Raw genomic sequence first — 21,417 nt, forward strand, 5'->3', positions numbered from 1 at the left:
TTGATAAATCCTATAGAAATAATTCCTAAATTAACATCAAAAGAATAAATTCTTTAAAAGGTATTTTTACATTACATTCAATAAATTTAAGAAAATGATAATATCTTAATTATTTTTTTCCTTTAAACAATCTAAAAGTTGATTTAGATATAACACTTTTTTTGTAAGTATATGCTTTTTAATTAACTTTTGACATTCTATTTTCCCAGATAATTCGAATACGGCTTTATTAAACCATTCTTCAAACTGATGGATATTATTTTCTTCTAAATAGACATTTCCAATAGTTATTATTACATATATTTCAAATAAATTAGGTAATACAATGGTATATTTATTAAATTTCTTTTTTTCATAATTAAGATAACATGAAGCAATTTCTTCAATATCCCATGGTAATTCTTTATTTAAAAGTATACGTGTTATAATTGATTCAATTGAGCATTGTTTTAGTATATTTCCATATTTTTTCATAAAGTCTTTATGATTTGAGCTTTTAGGAAAAGTTTCGATAATTTGGTTTTGTGAAAGATATGAATTTATCATTGGCATATAATATTCCTTTTTAACAACGTATTTTAGGCCATTATCTAAAATATCATTATATTTATCTGAAATAAGATATCTACTTGAATTTAAATATCCCGGGCTCGCCAAACTGTAATATAAACAATATAAAGAAATCATCGATGCTTCAAATTCTTTTTTTACACCTCCTTTCATTAATTTTTCTATCTTTAATGTTAAAGCTATTAAATTCTCCATTACATCATCATTTAAAAAAGAACCAGAAAGCATAGAAAGAAATTTAGAGAAAAAGTATACTGATTGATTAGATGTGAATTCATCAGCTTTCCAAATCCAATGTTTAGGATGTATTTCCATCGTAATTATTCCCGGAATATCCTTTCTCCAATTATATTCTTCAGTTTCCAAACTTTCTTGTTTAGAAATAAAATTAGATATAACATGGTGAACCAAACGAGTTAATCCCCTAAATGTTAAGTAGGGTTCATTTTCCCAAAGAATTATGTCTCCATCTACTAATTGGGGGATTTTTAAGTGATTTTCTATTTCTTCTAATTTATGAACGTAACCTGACCTCATATCATATGCATTTTTTAAAACACGTTCTAATTCTGATTTTTTAAGTGGATTTTTTATACCATCCGCATCCTCTAAGAAATATTTATCAGAAATATTTTGTAATGAAAAAGAAATAAAACGTTTCATTAGTTTCAATTCCTTACTATTTACCAATACTTCTTGAATTTCATTGATAGTAGTTTCTGATAAATTTTTTTCTTTAAAAAGTTTATCAAGTTTATCTCTAATTGGAGGATCGTAACTTTCCCAATCTGGTTTAAAATTATCGTGTCTTTGACTCAATGACTCTAAACAATATATCATCATGGAATATGCAAGATCCATATTATAATTTAAGAATTGTAGTGAATGTGAAAAGGCTTTAAGGCTTTCAATAACAGAAATATATGTTTTTCTAGGCAGCGAAATAACTTTTTCGACGAAAATTACAAATTCTTCTATTTCCTTTTCATTGCTTTTTACAGGTAAATTAAAAAATCTAGACACAAATAGAGTAGGTATGAATTCATCAGCTGAATTTCTTGGTACATATCTACAATTCATCTCAACGTAATTTTTATCACTGTCAAAAAATGCTTGTAATCCAAAAGTACATAAAAGCTGAAATTGTTCCAAAATCTCAGAGTTACCAGCTTTTACCTTACCTGAACTTTTCTCAATTTGATGTTTATAATTAATTACATAAGATGAAGCAGATGAGATGTTTATATCAACGGGTTCAATAGTAGCAATGCATGTTTCTATTGGGGTCCACCAATGAAAATTAGAATAAGTAATTCCAGTTCCTTTATGAGTGATTAATTCTTCATTTTTAAAAAATTTACCTGAAATAATCTGTAACATGAAAATAACCCTCTGTTTTACAAAATATATCAATTTAAGGTATATTTTATATATTTACATTTATTATTTAATTATATCTTTCAATGGATTATGCTCATTTTTCGTGTCAAATGAATATAACAAATTCCTTAAGTTCAACAATAATATTATTTAGTTCTTCTTCTTTTTAGGTCTTTTATACCATTCTGACTCCAATTAGCTGAACCATCTTGGTGGATAAACTCCTTTACCTCTAATTTCCTCAACATCAATTATTTCAATATCTCCAGGATTATCTTGATTATATTTTTCATAGGTTCTCGTGCCATATTCAACTGCAGAAAAGAAATCAGATTCTCCCATAAAAGTTGCTTCTAAAAATATAAATGAAGATGGAGACGAAAAACTCTTCCATCCCACGAAAGCATGATCTGGAGTAATAACTATCAACGGCTTTATATCAATATTTTCTAAGCAACTCGCAAAAAGAACAGATAAATCAATACAATTTCCAGAATTTTCAGATAATGTTTGTTTTGGAGATAAAATACGCTGAGTGGAAACATGTTCATTACTTCTAAAACTAAAATGTCTACTGACATATCTTATGTCTTCGGAAATTGTATCGTATATTGCTTTAATTTCATTTGTCATGGAACTGTCATTGTTGAAAGCACCCATTGCACCAATTTTTCGTGCAGCACTCGAAATAACTTTATCCACAGCAGGAGTATGTGGAGTAATCCATGAAACAACTAACTTACTTAAATCAACTGTCCAAGATTTCCCGGGATCTTCAATCTCCCATATCATGGTGTCTCTAGCTAAAACTTGAATTGATTCGTTGCGTCTTAAAATGGGTTTTCCTTCAGATTCTACTTTTATTCTCATTGAAGTATCCATTATATCATGTAATTTTTCAATTACATCAACATTTAAATTAGGTGTTATTCTGACAATTTCTTGACTATATGATCCAATAACAATATCATTTTCAAATACATTAGATATTCCTTCTATTTCTGCGGTTATGGATGCACTAATAGTATGATCCGAATAATTAGAAACAATAACAATTGCTGGAGCAAACTTTTCAGAATGTAACTTATAAATTGAATTATATATGCTTGATGGAATCGGATACGTAGTTACAAATGATAATGCTTCTTTTTCGACTTTAGGCATATATTCAAAACTTAATTCTAATATTTTATATGAATCTAAATTAATTTTATTAGAAAATAATAGATTTTCAGTTGAACTATAACTAATATCTTCTATCATTTCGGGATCAGGTCCTTGATGTAATTTAATTGTATTAGTTGGATTATAAAGGGTTATACTTGGATCTTTAATTAATTCAAAACCTGGAGGAATAATGTAGTTTATATCTTCAACAATTACATTTTTGAATGGAAAAAACAGTTTTAGTGGAAAATTAAGTTTTAAATTTGGATCAATGTTCATTTCTGGACGTGAAATAACAAATTTTAATTTTAAATCCTTATTAAATGGTATTGGGCTAAAAATTGAATAATTACGCCCTAAAAAGCCAGAACCATTAATATATTCTTCTATTATATTTTCGCCAGATCTCCGCAGAGTTTTAGATTTTATATTGGAACATGGTAATCCCACAGTCCAATGAACATTACTATCTGTAAAATCTAAACTACTTCCATCAACTTCCAATTCCGTTTTTAAAGGATAAACTTTGTTTATATTTTCAGTAAAAACAAAAAATAGGGGGTGATAATCATATAGATATTCCATGTGATGATCAGATAGATATTCCTGACTTCCCCAATTTTCTTCTTTTTTCCATCTTTCCTTAAAATAGATCTCCTCTGAAATTCGGTCAGATTTTAAGTTAAAAGTAACTTCAATAGATATAGTTTGTGAATTAAGGAATTTAATATTCAGATTTTTAACTATACATGTAACAAATTCGTAAATGTTAGATAAAAAACATTTTAAAGGTAAGCGTATAGTTTCTCCATTATCCATCGTGAGCGATATATGGCTCATTCTAAATTCAAATAAATTTTCTTTCTCTTCTTCAGGGAAATTTCCACATAATACATTGCAATAAGCCCACGACTGATTAGATTTACAACACCTACGACAAATTAAACTTTCTCCATGAGTTAAGCAGGGCATTTTGCCTTTCCGTTCACATAGTATACATTTTTCCATTTAAATCCCTATTCATAATTATCTTTACATCTAATTCTAATATTTGCTTATAACAAATATGTTTTGCTATAATTCTAAAAGAACTAAATAAATCATTAAAAATGAGAGTTTTATATTGCATGACAACCATTTTAATGAATTATCCGATTTTAGGTTAGAAAGATGGTGCATATCTCAAAGTGACTTTAAAAAAGACTCAAAGAGGACAATTTTACAGTATGAGTTGTTATTCAAGTAAGCATCATCCCAATCAGCAAGAGGAATTTCATAAATCAAGATTAATTTGATTAATGACAATAGGGGATTTTACTTAAATTTTCCTGATTTTCTCTTTATTCCAGTGTATTTTTTCGTTTTATCCTCATATTGTTTTTTTATATTCACATATTGTATGAATAGGCCATCTTAATCTATAATCAATGACAATATCTTTCCCATTAGTTTTTTTTTAATTACTTTTACGATAGTAGTACCCCCTTTATTTTTTAATTAGTTAAATTTTTAATTATTTCTTATATTTAACCGTAATAGAAAATTCATAGTCTCCCAATAAATAAACTGTAAAAACTACAGTTTATTAATAAATAAAATAAATATTAATTTAATTTATAACGTGGAAATAATATCTATAAATAGTTTATTTCCAGTATATTATCATAATTATATTTTAAGTGACCTAAATGCCTGTAGAAGTAGAATGTAAACAATGTGGAAAAAGATTAAGTATTAAACCATCTAGAGCTAAGACTTTTAAATATTGTTCTCAATCTTGTTATATAAAAGCACAAATAAAAACACCGATGAAAGATAAGAACTGCGAGTATTGCGGTAAACCTCTTAAAAGGAGAAATAAAGAAAAACCAAATCAATTCAATAAAAGAAAATATTGTAATCAAAGATGTGCGTATAATTCAAGAATAAGAAGTGAAAAACGTGTATGCCCTATTTGTAACAAAGAATTTAAAGTGCCTCAATGGAAAATTAAGAAGGGTGAGGGTATTTGTTGTAGTCCGGTTTGTGCAGGTATATATAAATCAAATAAATTGAGAGAAACTGTTGTTTGTAAAGCTTGTGGTAAAAACTTTACAATTCCGGCTCACCTAAATAAGGGCAACAGAATAAGAAAGTTTTGTAGTCATGAATGTTATGTTAAATCAAAGGAAGAAAAGTATAACATCTTTAAAAAATGTGCTAATTGTGGAAAAGAATTCAAGGTTCTTAAGTCGAAGGCTGATAGGGCAAATTATAATTATTGTAGCGTAAAATGTAGAGTTGAAGCTCATAAAGTAGTTATTAATTGTGCTTATTGTGGAAAAGAATATACTACAACTAAAGGGGCAGTGAAACATGGCAGAACAATGTGTAGTATAGAATGTAGAAATAAAGCACAAAAACAGTATAAAGGATCAAAAGCTGCAGGATGGAAAGGAGGAATTTCTTTTGAACCATATTGCCATAAATTTAATGAAGAATTTAAAGAGCGTGTACGTGAGTTTTGGGGGCGTAAATGCGGCATTTGTGGAAAAACAGAAAAAGAAAATAAAATAAAATTATCAGTACACCATTGCAATTATTTGAAAATGTCCTGTTGCGATCTAGATATACCCCCATTATTTATGTCTATTTGTAAATCATGTCATGGTAAAACTAATCATAATAGAGAATATTGGGAAAAAATGCTCACAGAGTACATTATGATTTGGTTTGATGGTGAAAGCTATATTAAATAACTAGATAATTCTTTTCGTGTTTTTGGTAATTCTAATGAAATCTAAATATTAAATTAGGTGATTAAATGGTACTAAAATACATAAGTTTGGAAGAAGAAACAGAATTTAATAAAATAGTACATAGATTATTGGAAGAATATGATAAAGGATACCTTGTGGGCATAGAAATCCAATTACGCGATGTTACATATGATGAATGGTTACTCTCAAGAGTTATTTATCCAGAAAAGGCGGAAAAACTATTTTTGAAGTCATGATAGATGAACAAGAAACAGTTGAAGAGTTATCCAATGAAGCATATGCAATTATGACTGGAACAGAAAAAAATGAATTTATAATATTACCGAACTTTTGGTCCACAATATAAATCGATGAAGTTCATAAAAACCATTTAAGCATAAGAAGAAAACAAGAAACTTGTTTTTAGATTTGAAGCAAGTATCAATAGTCTTTAATAATAATTAGTTTATATTAAATGTTTATTCTATGCACGTTAGAGCATTAGACCTATGAAGGATTATTTTATAAAATCATAAGGTTATACTTAGAAATATAAATTAATTTATGTTTTTGAAAGTTTTATATCTATTTAAAGGTACATTTGAGCATATTTATTGTATTTAATTAACTTTGATTCCCCTATTATTCTTGTTTCTTAATTTTAGATTTATTAAGGTTAAAAAAGATTTATTATTTTGTTCTTATATCATTAAGAGTTTAATGTCATTAGTATCATATTTATAAGTAATTAAAGCGTATTTTATATATAGAAACTCAAATACGAGAATTTAAACATACTACTAGGCTTAAAATTGTTACTTTATCTCAAAATTAAGCTATAACAAGTTCAGAATGGAAGGGGAAGTATAAATATGGCTATAGATCTTAAATTGGATGTTGAAAATTTTGGCCCGCATACTAATTTGCAATATCAAGGTAGAATTAGTTCAGTAAAGATTGGAATGTTTGCTAACAATGGAGTTGGTAAGACATTTATTAGTCGTGCTTTCAGACTAGCTTCCCCTTTGAATGGCTCTAAAACATCGAATAATATCTTAACCACAAATCAAACAGAAGGCAAATTCATATTTGAACTTGATAATCCAAATGATTCGGTTAAACAAACAAGAAATTTAGAAATTACATTGGTTAAGGACTCTAAACCAATAATTAATAATGATACGGGATATTTGTTTCATGTTTTTAACAGTGATTATGTCACTGACAACTTAGAATTAAATAATTATAATCCTCCAAGTGATGATATTCAGGGATATATTTTAGGCGAAGCTAATATTGATGTAACAAAAGAAAACTTAGAGCTAGAAAAATTAAAGAAACAACAAGTAATAATCCACGATAAAATAAAAGAAGCCATTGAAAAAGCTATTAAAGATTTGGATACTCTTAAAATTAATAAAAATACCAAAGAATATAAAAATATTACTTTTGAGAGAGTAATTGAAGGTATCATTGTAGAAGAACGTGAAAGTTTTGATTCTCTTAAAGATATGCATCAAAAATTGAAGTCAATGCCTGATGATACAAAAGATGTGCCTATCATTTATTATACTATTGATAGCTCTGTTTTAAATGATATCGAATCGCCGTTATGCACTGCTTTTGACAAATCAACCCTACATCAAAATTTTGTTGATGAAATAAAATCAAAACAAGATTTTATTGAACATGGATTGAATTTACACAGATCAAATAAAGAATATTGCCCATTTTGTAAACAAAATTTAAATGAGAATGCAATTGAAATTATAAATCAATATAACCAATATATTCAAGATTCAGAAGCAAAAGCAATAAAACAAATTGAAAATACGATTAAAAAGTTAGAAAAACTTAAATCAGACATTCAAAAATACCATAATGATTTCAATGAAATCAATACAAAGTTCAACAAAGTTAAAACATATTTACCATCACAAAAAAATGAATTAAAGAGTCTAGACGACAATGAACCGATATTAAGCAAAATTGAGGAAATAATAGAGATGTTTATCACCAAAAAAGATGATATTGCATTTACTGATTTTGATTTTAAAGAACAAATAAATGATATTAATCATTATTTGGAGCAGTTGAAACAAGATTTGAAAGAACACGTTGAAGAGATTAATGCGTTAAATAATACTAAAAACTCCATTAAAAATGAAAAACTTCAATTGAACAAAAGGCTTTGCAACGCTCGATATTTAGATATTCTAAAAGAGCAAAAAACCAATGTTCAAGAAAGTGAAAGTTTAGATTCAGAAATATCTGATCTTGATAGCGATATTAAAGAAAAAGAAAGGAAAACCAAAATTGACAAAAAGCAAAAAGTTATTGAATCGTTGAAATATTTTTTGAATTTTTTCTTTCATGAAAAATACAGTTTTGACGAAGAAAATTTCTGTATAAAATTTAAGGATGAAATTCTTTCTGATAACGCGACACATGTATTAAGTGACGGTGAAAAAGGTATTGTTGCATTTTGCTATTATCTTGCTACTGTTCACACAATTATTGAAAAAAAAGAAGATTATAAAAATCTATTTTTCGTTATTGATGACCCTATTTCAAGTATGGATTTCCATTTTGTTTACGCAGTTGCACAAAGTATTAGAAAAATAAATAAACATTTAGCTCTTGAAAGTAATGACAGGTTTATTATACTTACACATAATTTAGAGTTCATGAATTTATTAATGAGGAATAAAGTCGTTAAAGAAAAATACATTCTTAAAAAGAGTATCATTAGTAAATGGACTAAAGAATCGATGTTACCATATGAAAATCATTTATCAGATATATTAAAGATATCTAAAAGAGAAGAACCGCCATCACACACAACCCCCAATTCTATAAGACATGTTTTAGAAACTATTTGTAAATTTGAGAATCGAGATAAAAACATTGGAGATTTTATGTCTGAAAATCAGAAATTGGAAAATAATGGCTATATCTATTCTGTAATGCAAGATTTATCACATGGTGTGCTTCGTTCCCAACCACCAGTAACCGATGAAGATGTTATTGACGCTTGCACAGTCGTTATAGATTTTATTTCAGATAAATATCAGGGTCAAATTGAAGGATTAACATGAATTGAACCTGAGAACTGGTAATATAAATTTTATCGAACATTTGACCTACAATATAATGGTTTAACGAACTAAATTTATATTGTAATTACAAAAATATTCCAAATACCATTAATTTTCAACTATTTAATTTATGATATTCCAATAATTCTATTCTTATATTTTTTTATTTAGTCTTAAATAATATTAAATATTAACACATGACAATTCAATGCAATACGGTTCAATTAAAAGAGCTGCCTCTTTAAGAATATCCCGATCAATATTTCTTTTGGAATTCAAAATAAACTGAGGTATAGTAGAAGGGAATAAAACATTGTAATGCTGCGGTATTTGTTCAATTTTAAAATTACGGTTTATGAGTGTAACAATAGAATTAATCCATACGCCACCCATATCCATGCCATTATCTTCCAAAAACTTCCTTAAAGACATTGAATTAGACATCACCTGTTTTCCAGGCTGTCCCATTGCTTTTTTAACTCTGTTGCCATTTTTGTAGAAGAATTCATTACCTTTAACTAAGAAGAACCCTTCATAATTTTTAGTTTCAATTACATATATCCCTGTAGGTCCCACTACTACATGATCTAGATTTCCATAACTTCCAGGGAACTTAACATCATTAAAAACAAAATAATCTTCAGGTAACTGGTTTAAATATTCTGCTACGATAAATTCTCCTTTTATTCCCTTATTCCAGCTTTTACCACTATTATATCCATAATAAATCAATCCTGTACCAATAATCAAAATCAATAATGATAAAAAAGTAACTATAAACCCAAATAATCCAATTAAGCAAAAAATAGCCCCTATGATTAATATAAAATTATATTTTGAGCTCTTTTTTTCAGCATATCCTTTACCGACAGCTATTTTTTCCCTTTGAGTTTCATTCTTTTTGTTATAATAGTCATCAAAGCTACTGTAAAATTTTAATTTATTACCGCAGTTTTCACAAGTATCCAAATCATTAAAATCTTCATCCGCTTCATAGTAAATATCGCAGTTATCACAGATCAAGTATCCCATCATAATCCCCTTTAATTAAGTATTTGTTAATATATTATAATATTATTTATTATTTTTGGAATATAAAAAAAGTTATTTAACTAAACTACAAATTAACCATTTTAAATAATTAATTATTATTTTAAAAAACCTATAAACTTCTATATATTTAAAAAATACATATACATAAACTTGTATACTTTTAACCATTATAAAAACTTAAATAATTGATAAATAAAGATTAAAAAAGTTAAACAGCTGTTAACTCATTCTTTTAGACAAAAATTAGATAGTAAAATTTATTTTAAACCAAAGGACAAATACTTTTGAATTGTAGTTGTTTCTTCAGAAAAGGAGTTTATTTCGATAATTCTAAAGCTATATATAAGTTTCAGTGGTAAAAAACTTATTTAAAACAAAATTTCAATTTTATACTCCCAAATTCACCTTAAAAAAATGTGAAGTATAAAATTCATTAAAAAATCCAAATTTTACCCTCCAAGGTTTAGATATCTTAAACAGATTCAAGAGCATCTTCGCAGCCTATTTTTTCTTCTTCCATTTCATCGCTCATGTATATATCTTTTAGGAAGAAACATAGCAGTAATCCCATTATGTTCAGTACTGCAGCTATCACAAATACATTGTGAACAGCTGTGGCGAGTAAGGATGATGAAACATGTACTGTGGTATTCTGTAAGTTGAGATTCAAAGTCATGTTTACAACGGTCCCTAAAACAGCTAAACCAATTACACTTCCAAGCTGTTCGATATACATCGATGATGAGGTTACAGCGCCTAAATCTCGTTTTGCAACTGCATTTTGAGCTGCAATAATGAACAGCGGCATTGCTAAACCTGCACTTATCCCTGCGATAATTTCATAAATGATTATTTCCAGGTTAGAAGTGTTTTGAGTCATTGTTGAAAGTAAAAACATGCCTACAGCGCTTATGGCAAAAGATATGAGGGCTAGTTTTTTATAGGTGCCTGTTTTTGAGATTATTTGACCTGATAAAATTGCAGCTATGATCATTGTAAACATCAATGGAGTTAGATATGCCCCTGAAGATGAAGGACTTAGACCCTGGACTGATTGTAAGAAAAGTAGAATGTAAACCGTACTCGCTAATGTTGTAGCACCTGACAAAAACACTGAAACACTTGAAATAGTAAATACAGAGTTTTTGAATAGATATAATGGCAGTACAGGTTCTTTAGCTTTTCTTTCAGCATATATAAATCCAGAAAACATAATTACTGCAAATATCCATAATAAATCCAGTAGTGCCTGCGAGATAACAGTATTTAGCTGGCTAAAAGTTAAAGCCGCTAAAAATGATGTTATAGTGCCTGTAAAAGTTATAATACCCAGATAATCCATTACTTTTTCTTTTACAATTGCTCTAAATTCTGGAAGATATGGAATAATTAAACTTAATGCTATGATTCCTATTGGAACATTTACAAAGAATATCCACTGCCATCCAAGTGAATCTGTTATAAAACCTCCCATTGTAGGACCTACTACAGTTGAAATACCGCCTGCAATACCGAATAATCCCATATATTTTCCTCTTTGTCTTGGTGGGACCATCTCAGCGATGATTTTTTTTTGGCACGGTCACAATTACACCTGCACCCAATCCCTGCAGTGCTCTAAATAGTATTAGTTCTGTCATATTTTGTGAAAACCCGCAAAGAACTGAACCAAATATAAAGACAAGTAATGCACCTGTCAATATTTTTTTACTTCCATAGAAATCAGACAGCTTACCGGAAAGCATGGCGGAAATTATTACAGCCGTAAGGTAAATGGTAACTGGCCAAACATAGTACTGCAGACCACCTAAACTTGCAATAATTTGAGGCATAGCAGTAGTAGTAATGGTACTGTCTAATGAAACAATTAAGAGACTAATCATGAGTCCCGAAAAAATCAATTTAAAATGTTTTAAAACATTATCCTCTGTGTTCATATGTTAATTCCCCTTAATTTTGATTAAATTTGAATATTAATTTAGATTTTTGCTTAAAAAAACTGATAATTAACTGATTTTTAGGATCTCTGTTAATTCAATCTGACTATCTACATTTCCAGTTTCATTTATCATGTTTATTGTTTTAGTCCTAATTTGAAATTTAAAGAGAGCTGTCGCTAACATGGCTCTAAAAATTAAAAATGAGGTAGTAAATTCGCTTTTCAAGCGTTTTTTATCGATAATTTTATTATTTAAGTGATTCTTTTATTTTTTTAAGTCTTTCAATGAGTAATTCAATTGATTCTTCGTGAGGTGCAATTTCCTCTTTATCAAGTTCTTCCATGTAAGATGCATGCCAGTTCATTGCTTCTAAGGAATTTTCTACAGAAAGAACTCCCTGATTAATATGTTCATTTCGCTGTTGAAAATGTTCAAATAAATTAGTTACTATAATTTTCCCATTTTCAGTTAAATCATATTTTCCATCATCCTGTTTGATTATTAGACCTTCAGATACCATTTTTTTAAGCATAGGATATACAGAACCAGGTAAAAGCTTTTTCGATTGCACGTTATGATGTGGGTGTATATGATTGCCTTTACGTTGCCATTGAACCTGCAAATCATAATGTTTTTGGACATTGGCCATAATTTCTACACCATTACTAGGTCCAAATTCGCCTATTACGTGTAATATCCACATTCTTAATCCTCCAACCTCTGTCATTCCATATCCTCCTTTTTCATGTAATTTATGAGTTTTTTAAATTATTTTATTAGTTGATATAGCACTTTTTCCCTCAAAGTTTAAATTATAACTGTTACCACCCAGTTATAAATATCAAATTTTTAAATCAAAAATTTGATATAGATTTTTGATATCAAATAATTGATATTATATGACATATATACTTTGTGCTAATTCAAAGCTTTTAAAAATGTAATTGAAAAATAGAACTCTTCTGTTTATAAAATACTTTAAAAAAATAAGTTTAAAGTTTAATCCCTTATATATAGATTGAAAAAGGAATGAATTGCCCTTAAAAAAGACCATGATCCGTCTAAAATAAAAATAGTTGCAATAAAGAGGATTAACTGCATAGGTATGTTCCCAAAACTTTGAAGGGCACTTAAAACGGCAGGATTTGGAAGTATATATATTAAAACTCCTAAAATAAAAAATCCCATGATAATAGATATTGAACTTTGGAAAAATAGTCTTCCAATCAACTTTAAAGTTTTGAAGTTGTATATTTCCATGGAATACTCTAAAAGTGTTAAATTTTCAACCAGCTCATTTTCAAGGTCTTTTAATTTCTCATTTAAATTTAAGGCTTCTTTTAAATGAGATTTAATTTCATCATTTTCGAGTTCTTCCAGGTTATCATCAAAAACGTTTAAATCGTCACTGATTTTCATTAATTTAGACTCAATCATATAAACAGGCAATCTACTGTTCCTATCCATCTCTTTCATTTTATGCACATCATTTTTTCTTTTTGTGTGCATTTTCATTTCATCAGCTGTTTTTTCTTGTTCAGCTAAACTGTTAGTCTCTATTTTATCGATGTATTTTAAGAGCTTCTTTTTCTGGTTTTGTAGATGTTCAGATTTAGTTTTCAGCCCATCTTTCCAGTTTTTAATTAAGTAACTTATCTCAGCAGGTGATTTATCACTGACAATTTCTGTCCCCTTTAAATCCATTGAACCTTTATCATCTTCTTTAATAACCAGAATATATGTAAAAGACAGTAAGGAGAGGGTAGCATCAACCAATATAACCGTTAAAATAAAAACCATGAAATCAAGTCTGTTTTCCACACTAGAAAGAAAATTCAAGCTGTTAAAATAAAAAAATATCACTATATTTAGTATTATTGCACCTAAAAATAAAATTACAGCATATCCATTAATTCTATTCATTAGATATTTACTGATCTTATCGCTGTTCATTATAAATATGTATTTTTTAAGTCTATCCCTATCCATATTCTTTCTCCAAAAGATGACTAATTATTGATTTATTTAGAATTATGGTGTGTATAAAACTATTCTATTTTAAGTACTTTAAAAATATAGGGATTTTTATTATCATACAATAAGGAAAATAAGCTGATTTAGACCGAGATCTGATACATTAACTACTGTATTTTTTGTGGTTATAATAAAGTTTGATTATTATGCATCAAAATAAAAAAAAATAATTTTAAAAGTATTTGATTAATCATATTTAACTTTTTTAACTCACTATTAATGATACACCAAAAATTATAGAAATTAATATGAGTACTGGAGGTATAAACTTCTTTATAATCACTCTATCAATTCTACCTAATAAACTAACAATGCTACGCCTGAAATAAGCATGATGCCCATGGTCAAAGGCCCGTAGATTTTTTCAAAATTTTTGGGGTTAATTTTTTTAAGCAATTTAGGTCCTAAAAAGGCACCTACAACTGATCCGCATCCAAGGAGGAGTACCAGAGGTATATCAAGCCTTCCTAATAGTAAATATGTTCCTATACCTGTAACAGAGTTAAAGATAAGTACAAATATAGTTGTACCTACCACCATCATGGCAGGCAGGCCTAAACTATAAAGCCCTGCAGTAACTGGCGGTGTTCCGCTTAGTCCAAAAACTCCCGCCAGTATTCCACCTGCCACTCCGAAAAGAGAAGCTATAATCCTTTTAGGTCCAGTAAGTTTTGAAGATTCTTTTTTAACTTCATTTTTGTTTTTACGTCTTTTAAGCATACTTCTCAGTGTTGGAATCAGCATTATCAACATAAAAGCGCCTAAAATCTTTTTTAAAAGCACTGGAGGTATCATATTGGCAATATATGCCCCTATTACTGTACCCACTATTCCACCAATTCCTAAAATTAATCCTGTGCGAATATCTACATTACCTTCACGATAATGACTTAAGGCGCCTGCGGCAGTGGTGGGTAAAACGGATGCTAAAGATGTGGCCACAGCCACCTGCGGAGTTACACCAAAAATCAACGTCAAAACAGGTACATACAACCCTCCTCCGCCCCCACCTAAAGTGGACACGAAGAGGCCTATAAGAAATCCAAATAAAGGGATAAGAATTAAATTAAAATCAAACATTCAAATTACGCCTCATCCTTATTAAACTCTTTAATTTTCTGGTTGGGGTTATCGTTAAACAGGCCTCCATGGTAAGTTATCACATTCTCAACATCATATTTTTCAAACTTTTTAAGCGAAGCTGCGGCTGTTTTTGCATCTTCTTCTGTTAAAACCAAGTTATTTGTCCCGACAAGTTGTCCTTCAGAGATATTCATTGCATCTCCCACTATGAGAGTTTTAGTTGCTTTATGGTACAAGCATATGTGTCCTGGTGTATGGCCTGGAGTGTGAATGACTATAATTCCTCCGCAGTCTGCAAGCTCTTCTCCATCAGCCAAAGTTATATCAACTGGTGCATTGGTATTTTCAAATATATACAAAACTTTTTTCTGTTCTTCTTCTGATAAATCGCTTATACGTTCCATAAACTTTGCGTTTACTCTTACAAGCTTTTTTTCACCTTTAATGTAGGGTTTATCTTCCTCGTGTGCAAGCACTTGGACTTCATGTAATTCGTCAAGGATATCTTTAATGCTGCTGATATGGTCAATATCCTGGTGTGTAACTATAATTTTATCAAGACGTTCGGGTGGCACGCCAGCATCTTCCATTGCTTTTTTAATTACTGGTAAATTACCTGCCAATCCCGCATCGACCAAAATAGCTGTATTTTCATCCCATATGAGAGTTGGATAAATTGTACTTTCTCTTCCCATCAGGTTCATAGGTATTTCTATCATCTCTATTCCATCTGCTATTTTCACTTGTATCGCTCCATTTTATATCAATCTTGACTGTCTAAATTTTCAAGTATTTTAAGCGCATAATCTCTCATTACATCGCTTTTAAAGATTATGAGCTTCTGATTTTTGTCTCTTCCGAAGACTACTAAATTATCTCCAGGTTTAATATCAAATCTATCTCTAGCTTCTTTAGGAATAACGATTTGTCCTCTCTCTTACCTTAACACTGCCCTAAAATGGTGATCCTTATAATTTCCCATGACGGTATCTCCTCTTTATTTACAGAATCGAATTTAACATATGTTGTATGTTAAATCATGTATTTCATACAATTCATATTTAAACAAGTATATTCTTGAATCAGTACTTAAATCTTACGATCCAAATTTACAAATTAATGGATGAAAACAGAGAAAAAAACATTAAATAACAAAAAATTGATTGAAAATAATTAAAAGTAATATTTAAAAATAAAAAATGAATTAATCTTGACTATCTAAGTCTTCAAGTATTTTAAGCGCAAAATCTCTCATTACATTCTCTTTTACAATTACAAGCTTTTGGTTTTTATCTTTTCCAAAGACTACCAGGCTGTCTCCAGGTTTAATATCAAATGTATCCCTGGCTTCTTTAGGAATAACTATTTGTCCACGTTCACCAACTTTAACACTGCCGAAAAAATGATTATCCTTATAACTTCCCATAATATATTCCTCCATCATTTCATATAAGTAATATTTATCATACAATTCATATCTAAACTACTATATCCAAGAGTCTTTATTTAAACTTTGTGGAGCTAGAATACTGAAATTTGCGATAGAATTTTAAATTAATGTATTTTAAATCCAATATTTTCTTTAAAAATATTCCAAACTAGAAATATATCATTTTTATTTAATTACATGTTAATTCAAAAATTTTACTTATCTGTAGATTAATATAATCAGTTAAGAAAATTACATTTTTCTATTAAAATAAATTAGACCTACAAAATATCTGATATTTTCAAATGTATAATATTTTCTATGCTGAAAATATTAAAAAAAACAATATACTTATAAAGTTTGAAATATGATAAATGTAAAAGTATAAAAGCCCAAAATTCCAATAAGAGCATAAATTATTAGGAACAATAAACTTTTGGAAATGAATACATGGAATACGAAAATGCCCAGAAATTAAAGGAAAAACTGTTAGATGATCATGATGGAATAGCCCTTGAGGATCTAATAAATGGAAACGAAATTGTCACTGATAGCGGCACTTGTTACGATATAGAAAACCGATCCACGCTTAAATTTAATATGTTACATCAAGAAAAAGCAAAAGAAAAAATTTTATCAGATTTAAAACTATTAAATGGAATTGGAGTATCAAGGGAACTAAAATTGCAGAGTGAAGGGTACAAAACTATTGAAGACCTAGTGGAGCATGAAAGGTTTGGTATGGAGGCATCTAATTTATTAAAAATTGTTAATGGGTGCAACAAATGTGATATATCTGATAGGATCTCAGAATGTTACCCAAAATCACATCCTATGTCCTTATTTTCATCTAGTTTTTCTAATGATGAAGATTTCATCTTTTTAGATATAGAAACTCTGGGATTTAGTAACGTTCCCATAATCCTTTTAGGTGTTGCCAAGCTTCATGGAAATGAGATATGCGTAAACCAGTACCTGTCACGGAGTGTAGGGGAAGAAAGTGCAGTTTTAGATGCTTTCTCATCTCATGTTGAAGATGAAAGTGTATTTGTAACATTTAATGGGCAGACATTTGATATTCCTTATATTCGAAACAGAATGAAATATTTCGGCATTAAAAAGAATTTAAACATGCCTCACTTTGATTTACTTCACTTTTCACGGCGTACATGGAGTGATGAATTACCAAACTGCCAGTTAACAACAATTGAAAACCATTTATTTGGTATAGAACGAATAGATGACGTACCAAGTGGATTAGTACCTGCATTTTATAAGACCTACATTAAAACTCAAAATATTGGACCTTTAGTTCCAATAATTGAGCACAACAGACAGGATATAATTACTCTGGCATTGATATTCTCCAGACTACATGCTGAATATTCTACATATTAACCACTTGAGATCTATATATTTACTAGAATAATTCATAAATCAGTTCCCATATAAATTATTACAAAATTACACTTAACATATTTATATCATGCACTTGTCTCAGTTATGGAGGCGGAAATATGAATAGTAAACCTATCAAAATTTTATTAATAGAAGATAACAGAGAAGATGCTGTAATCATAAGGGAAATGTTAAAAGAAACACCAAATATCTCGTTTGAATTAAATCATGTTGATAGACTTAAAAATGGATTTGAAAGTCTTTTTAATGACACATTTGATGTTTTACTCCTTGATTTAAATTTACCTGATAGCTGGGGATTTGATACTTTTATTAGAACTTATGATCAGACCCCGGAGTTACCTATAGTAATTATGAGTGGATTTGATGATGAAGATATTGCTGTTAAGGCTGTTCGTGAAGGTGCACAGGATTATCTAATTAAAGGACAGATCGACGGTCGGTTGTTGGCTCGTTCAATTTCTTACGCTATTGAACGTAAAGAAACTGAAAAAGAATTAATGAAAAGCCATAAAGATCAAAGAGAACTGATTGAATGGCATGAAAAAGAACTGCTTGAAACAGAAAGAAAACTGCAGGAAGAAATTGAAGAAAAGGAAAATGTAGAAAATAAATTGATTGATGCGCTCAAAACTGTAGAAATAGAAAGATCAAAACTGGATACTCTAATCAACAATTTATCTGTTGGAATTTTAATTGTAGAAGCCGCTTCGGGTAAACCTCTTATTAAAAATAAAAAATTGGAGGATATCTGGGTTGATTGTTTAGAGATAGAAGAACTTGCTGAATACTGCTATTACAATTGCTCCCATCCTGATGGGAGGCCCTATGAACTTGAAGACTGGCCATTAACACGTTCTATTACAAACGGTGAAGAAGTTGAAGAAGAAAAGATCATTATTTCAAAGGAAGACGGTACAAAAAGCATAGTAATTAGTAGTTCTGTACCCATACGTGATACTAACGGCCAGATAGTAATGGGAATGTCTATTTTCTCAGATGGAGATTAATTTAATTATTTATATTTATTTTGGGCTAGGATATCTAGACCTTGAAAATTTAGAAACTCTATGGCTGATTTTGATGATTCTAAAATTAGTCAAGTATGTCTAGACATCCCATTTAATTTAAGTAATTCCAATTATAAAATAATTACTACTTTTTAATTTTAAAGTATGATATTATAAGTTAATTTTAAAAATTAAATAAAACAATTTTAACTTATTTTAAGCACTGTAACCAATTATTATTTATTCCAATTTTTTAAGAGCTGCTTCAGTAAATGCAGGAATATCATCAGGTCCACGACTTGAAATTATATTGCCATCTTCAACAACTTCCCTGTTTACATACTCTGCTCCAGCATTTTTAATATCCTGAACAATAGATTTCCACCCGGCTACTTTTCGTCCTTCAATAACCTGGGCTGTAATTAAAAGCTGAGGAGCATGACAAATTGCAAAAACTGGCTTATCACTTTCAACAAATTCTTTCACAAACTCCACTACATTCTCATCTTCTCTTAGTTTATCTGGAGAACATCCACCTGGAATAAAGATCGCGTCAAAATCATTTACTGATACATCTCCTGCTGATTTATCAACAATGACTTTTGTTTTTTCTTCTTTTCCTCCTACTGTTTGTCCTCTTTTTAATCCTATATGAGTTAATTCATGCCCCTTTTCTTTAAAAGATTTTGAAGGTTTAGTATATTCTATATCTTCAAATTTTGGTCCTATTAAAACTCCTATTTTGCTCATTTAATTCACTCCTGCTTCTCTATATTAATTTCCAATATGTTGTTATTAATTTTATACTTAATATTATTAAAATAAATCGTGCATAACTTAAATAGATTAATTAACTCACAATTAACACTGCAAATATAATTAAACTAAATAGAATTAATTTTTAAAATTAAATCTTTAAATCTGTTTATAAGTTTAATACACTTTTAAAATATTAAAAGCACGCCCCACATAAATACGTTTTTGCATATATTCTAAAAAAGCAAAAGTATAAATTAAGTATAAATTAAGTTCAACCTGTGGGAAGATTTTAAAGAAAAAGACTTCATCTATGTGCGTCTTCCCACCATTAAAATAGATTTAATAAATTAGTGTGTTTATCAGTTTATTTGATTTAATTGTACTATTTAATATAGAATTATCTATTTTTATATTTTATAAAACGCTCATGTCCATGTGCATGAGTTATACTTTATGTTAAAAACAATTTTATATTTTAATTAAAAAAATCGACGTTAAATATTCCTTATTTAGGGTAAAATACAGTATAACAGGTTCGATGTATTTAATATCAATATCTATACTCCAAAATCATTTAAGTAACTATCTTCTGTTTAAAATCTAAACAAAAATGTGGAGGAATAATAATATATTTTTTGGCTCTGTAGAAATCATCAGATATTTGTGAAATTATTCTTAAATTTTGTGTAGTATATTTAAATGTCATACTTGAACCACACAATATTATCTAATTTTTTCAATGTTTTCTACAGAGCCATTATTTTATATTATCATTCCAATCACATTGATTAAACTATCAAACCAATCATGTACAGTTATAATGTAAAAGTTTAACTATTTAAAATTTGCCATAATTCTATTTTTGACATGTAGCCGAATATAACTCATTAATTAAGCGTTAATTTATTTTTTAGAAAGTAAAACCATGAATGTATTCAGGCATATTTGTCTCTATTTTAAAAAAATAAACATTATTTGCGGCATTTGCATTTTTAATATCTGACTTTTCGATATGCAAAGGTATATAAATCAGGAGGATCTACTATCTAACTGTATCATAAAAAGTTCCATTTGGTCACTACTCCCAGATAGTGACCAATACCTATTATTTTCAAATAGCTATTCAGTCCACTCCTTGCACATGATACATTACCTTGTATGTATTCCTTGAAAAAAGAGCATGTCAGTTATCCGAAAATATCGGGTAACTAAATCTGCTCTTGATAATTTTCTCTATTTTGCGTCTATCAAATAAAAGATCTAGTTTTAAACCAAGTTCGAGAACTTTTATTATACATTTCTAACTTTAATTCTTTTTACAACTAGATTAAAATATATAATTAGAAAAAATAGGAAATATGTTAAAATTATTTACGCTCATGCCTAAAATGTTTTGTAAATAATATTGCTTCACTCGTGTGTCTGGTTAATTATATTGTATTTTTTAAGGTAAATCCCATATAATCAATTAAAACTACATTTAACATAAAGTATAACTCAAGCACAGGATCATGGACATGTAAAAATCTCTCAAAAAACCGAAGGTTTTTTGGAGCGCAAAATTAGAAATTTTGCAAGCCGTCGAAAATTCGTAGAATTTTTGGGCCGCAAAATTAGAAATTTTGCAAGCTGTCAAAATCTTTGATTTTGACGCGACAAATACGAAGTATTTGTCCGCTGCGATTTTTACGGTCACAAAAACCTTCGAAAACTGTTAAATCTTTGATTTGACGCATC

At 28.9% G+C, this 21,417-nt stretch carries 18 protein-coding genes; 5 read left to right on the top strand and 13 right to left on the bottom strand.

The window, feature by feature from the left end; all coding sequences use genetic code 11:
* Positions 1–105 precede the first annotated feature (105 nt).
* Positions 106–1,950, bottom strand: a complete 1,845-nt coding sequence (locus ASJ80_RS04240; RefSeq protein WP_069585690.1) for a hypothetical protein — start codon at positions 1,948–1,950, stop codon at positions 106–108.
* Positions 1,951–2,145: 195 nt separating this feature from the next.
* Positions 2,146–4,125 (bottom strand): transglutaminase-like domain-containing protein, encoded by a 1,980-nt coding sequence (locus tag ASJ80_RS04245; protein ID WP_069585689.1) that lies wholly within the window; start codon positions 4,123–4,125, stop codon positions 2,146–2,148.
* Between the two features lie 680 nt (positions 4,126–4,805).
* Here ASJ80_RS04245 and ASJ80_RS04250 point away from each other — a divergent pair.
* From ASJ80_RS04250 to ASJ80_RS04260, 3 genes are all read left to right on the top strand, one after another.
* Positions 4,806–5,855: a hypothetical protein gene (locus ASJ80_RS04250; RefSeq protein WP_069585688.1), complete on the top strand. Its 1,050-nt coding sequence runs from the start codon at positions 4,806–4,808 to the stop codon at positions 5,853–5,855.
* Between the two features lie 65 nt (positions 5,856–5,920).
* The gene (locus ASJ80_RS04255) at positions 5,921–6,112 is read left to right on the top strand and encodes a hypothetical protein (protein ID WP_069585687.1); all 192 of its coding nucleotides are present in this window, start codon (positions 5,921–5,923) and stop codon (positions 6,110–6,112) included.
* Between the two features lie 615 nt (positions 6,113–6,727).
* Positions 6,728–8,953: an AAA family ATPase gene (locus ASJ80_RS04260; protein WP_069585686.1), complete on the top strand. Its 2,226-nt coding sequence runs from the start codon at positions 6,728–6,730 to the stop codon at positions 8,951–8,953.
* Between the two features lie 183 nt (positions 8,954–9,136).
* Here the strand turns inward: ASJ80_RS04260 and ASJ80_RS04265 are convergent, their stop codons facing one another.
* From ASJ80_RS04265 to ASJ80_RS04305, 9 genes are all read right to left on the bottom strand, one after another.
* Positions 9,137–9,985, bottom strand: a complete 849-nt coding sequence (locus tag ASJ80_RS04265; RefSeq protein WP_069585685.1) for a nuclease-related domain-containing protein — start codon at positions 9,983–9,985, stop codon at positions 9,137–9,139.
* A 493-nt stretch (positions 9,986–10,478) separates the two neighbouring features.
* Positions 10,479–11,531, bottom strand: coding sequence for an MFS transporter (locus ASJ80_RS04270; RefSeq protein ID WP_255360722.1), 1,053 nt, complete (start codon positions 11,529–11,531; stop codon positions 10,479–10,481).
* A 31-nt stretch (positions 11,532–11,562) separates the two neighbouring features.
* Entirely contained in the window at positions 11,563–11,943 is a 381-nt protein-coding gene (locus ASJ80_RS17635; protein WP_083241071.1) for an MFS transporter, read from the bottom strand.
* 250 nt (positions 11,944–12,193) lie between these two features.
* Complete coding sequence (locus tag ASJ80_RS04280) at positions 12,194–12,673, bottom strand: PadR family transcriptional regulator (protein ID WP_069585684.1); 480 nt, start codon at positions 12,671–12,673, stop codon at positions 12,194–12,196.
* Positions 12,674–12,945: 272 nt separating this feature from the next.
* On the bottom strand, positions 12,946–13,935 hold the full coding sequence (locus ASJ80_RS04285) for a hypothetical protein (RefSeq protein WP_069585683.1): 990 nt from the start codon (positions 13,933–13,935) through the stop codon (positions 12,946–12,948).
* A gap of 342 nt (positions 13,936–14,277) precedes the next feature.
* Positions 14,278–15,060, bottom strand: coding sequence for a sulfite exporter TauE/SafE family protein (locus ASJ80_RS04290; RefSeq protein ID WP_069585682.1), 783 nt, complete (start codon positions 15,058–15,060; stop codon positions 14,278–14,280).
* Between the two features lie 5 nt (positions 15,061–15,065).
* Positions 15,066–15,806, bottom strand: coding sequence for an MBL fold metallo-hydrolase (locus ASJ80_RS04295; protein WP_069585681.1), 741 nt, complete (start codon positions 15,804–15,806; stop codon positions 15,066–15,068).
* Positions 15,807–15,826: 20 nt separating this feature from the next.
* Complete coding sequence (locus tag ASJ80_RS04300; RefSeq protein WP_095651983.1) at positions 15,827–15,988, bottom strand: AbrB/MazE/SpoVT family DNA-binding domain-containing protein; 162 nt, start codon at positions 15,986–15,988, stop codon at positions 15,827–15,829.
* A 279-nt stretch (positions 15,989–16,267) separates the two neighbouring features.
* Positions 16,268–16,489 (bottom strand): AbrB/MazE/SpoVT family DNA-binding domain-containing protein, encoded by a 222-nt coding sequence (locus ASJ80_RS04305; protein ID WP_069585680.1) that lies wholly within the window; start codon positions 16,487–16,489, stop codon positions 16,268–16,270.
* A gap of 453 nt (positions 16,490–16,942) precedes the next feature.
* Here ASJ80_RS04305 and ASJ80_RS04310 point away from each other — a divergent pair, with 453 nt between their 5' ends.
* Both ASJ80_RS04310 and ASJ80_RS04315 read left to right on the top strand, forming a co-directional pair.
* A complete protein-coding gene (locus tag ASJ80_RS04310; protein ID WP_069585679.1) occupies positions 16,943–17,890 on the top strand; it encodes a ribonuclease H-like domain-containing protein in 948 nt (315 codons plus the stop codon).
* A 119-nt stretch (positions 17,891–18,009) separates the two neighbouring features.
* Positions 18,010–18,921 carry a response regulator gene (locus tag ASJ80_RS04315; RefSeq protein WP_069585678.1) on the top strand — a complete coding sequence of 304 codons (912 nt, stop codon included), beginning with the start codon at positions 18,010–18,012 and terminating at the stop codon, positions 18,919–18,921.
* A gap of 240 nt (positions 18,922–19,161) precedes the next feature.
* Here the strand turns inward: ASJ80_RS04315 and ASJ80_RS04320 are convergent, their stop codons facing one another.
* Entirely contained in the window at positions 19,162–19,671 is a 510-nt protein-coding gene (locus ASJ80_RS04320; RefSeq protein ID WP_069585677.1) for a type 1 glutamine amidotransferase domain-containing protein, read from the bottom strand.
* A gap of 1,489 nt (positions 19,672–21,160) precedes the next feature.
* Positions 21,161–21,376 carry a hypothetical protein gene (locus tag ASJ80_RS16610; protein ID WP_143747715.1) on the bottom strand — a complete coding sequence of 72 codons (216 nt, stop codon included), beginning with the start codon at positions 21,374–21,376 and terminating at the stop codon, positions 21,161–21,163.
* Positions 21,377–21,417 lie beyond the last annotated feature (41 nt).

This window comes from Methanobacterium bryantii (assembly GCF_002287175.1).
Lineage (GTDB): Archaea > Methanobacteriota > Methanobacteria > Methanobacteriales > Methanobacteriaceae > Methanobacterium_D > Methanobacterium_D bryantii.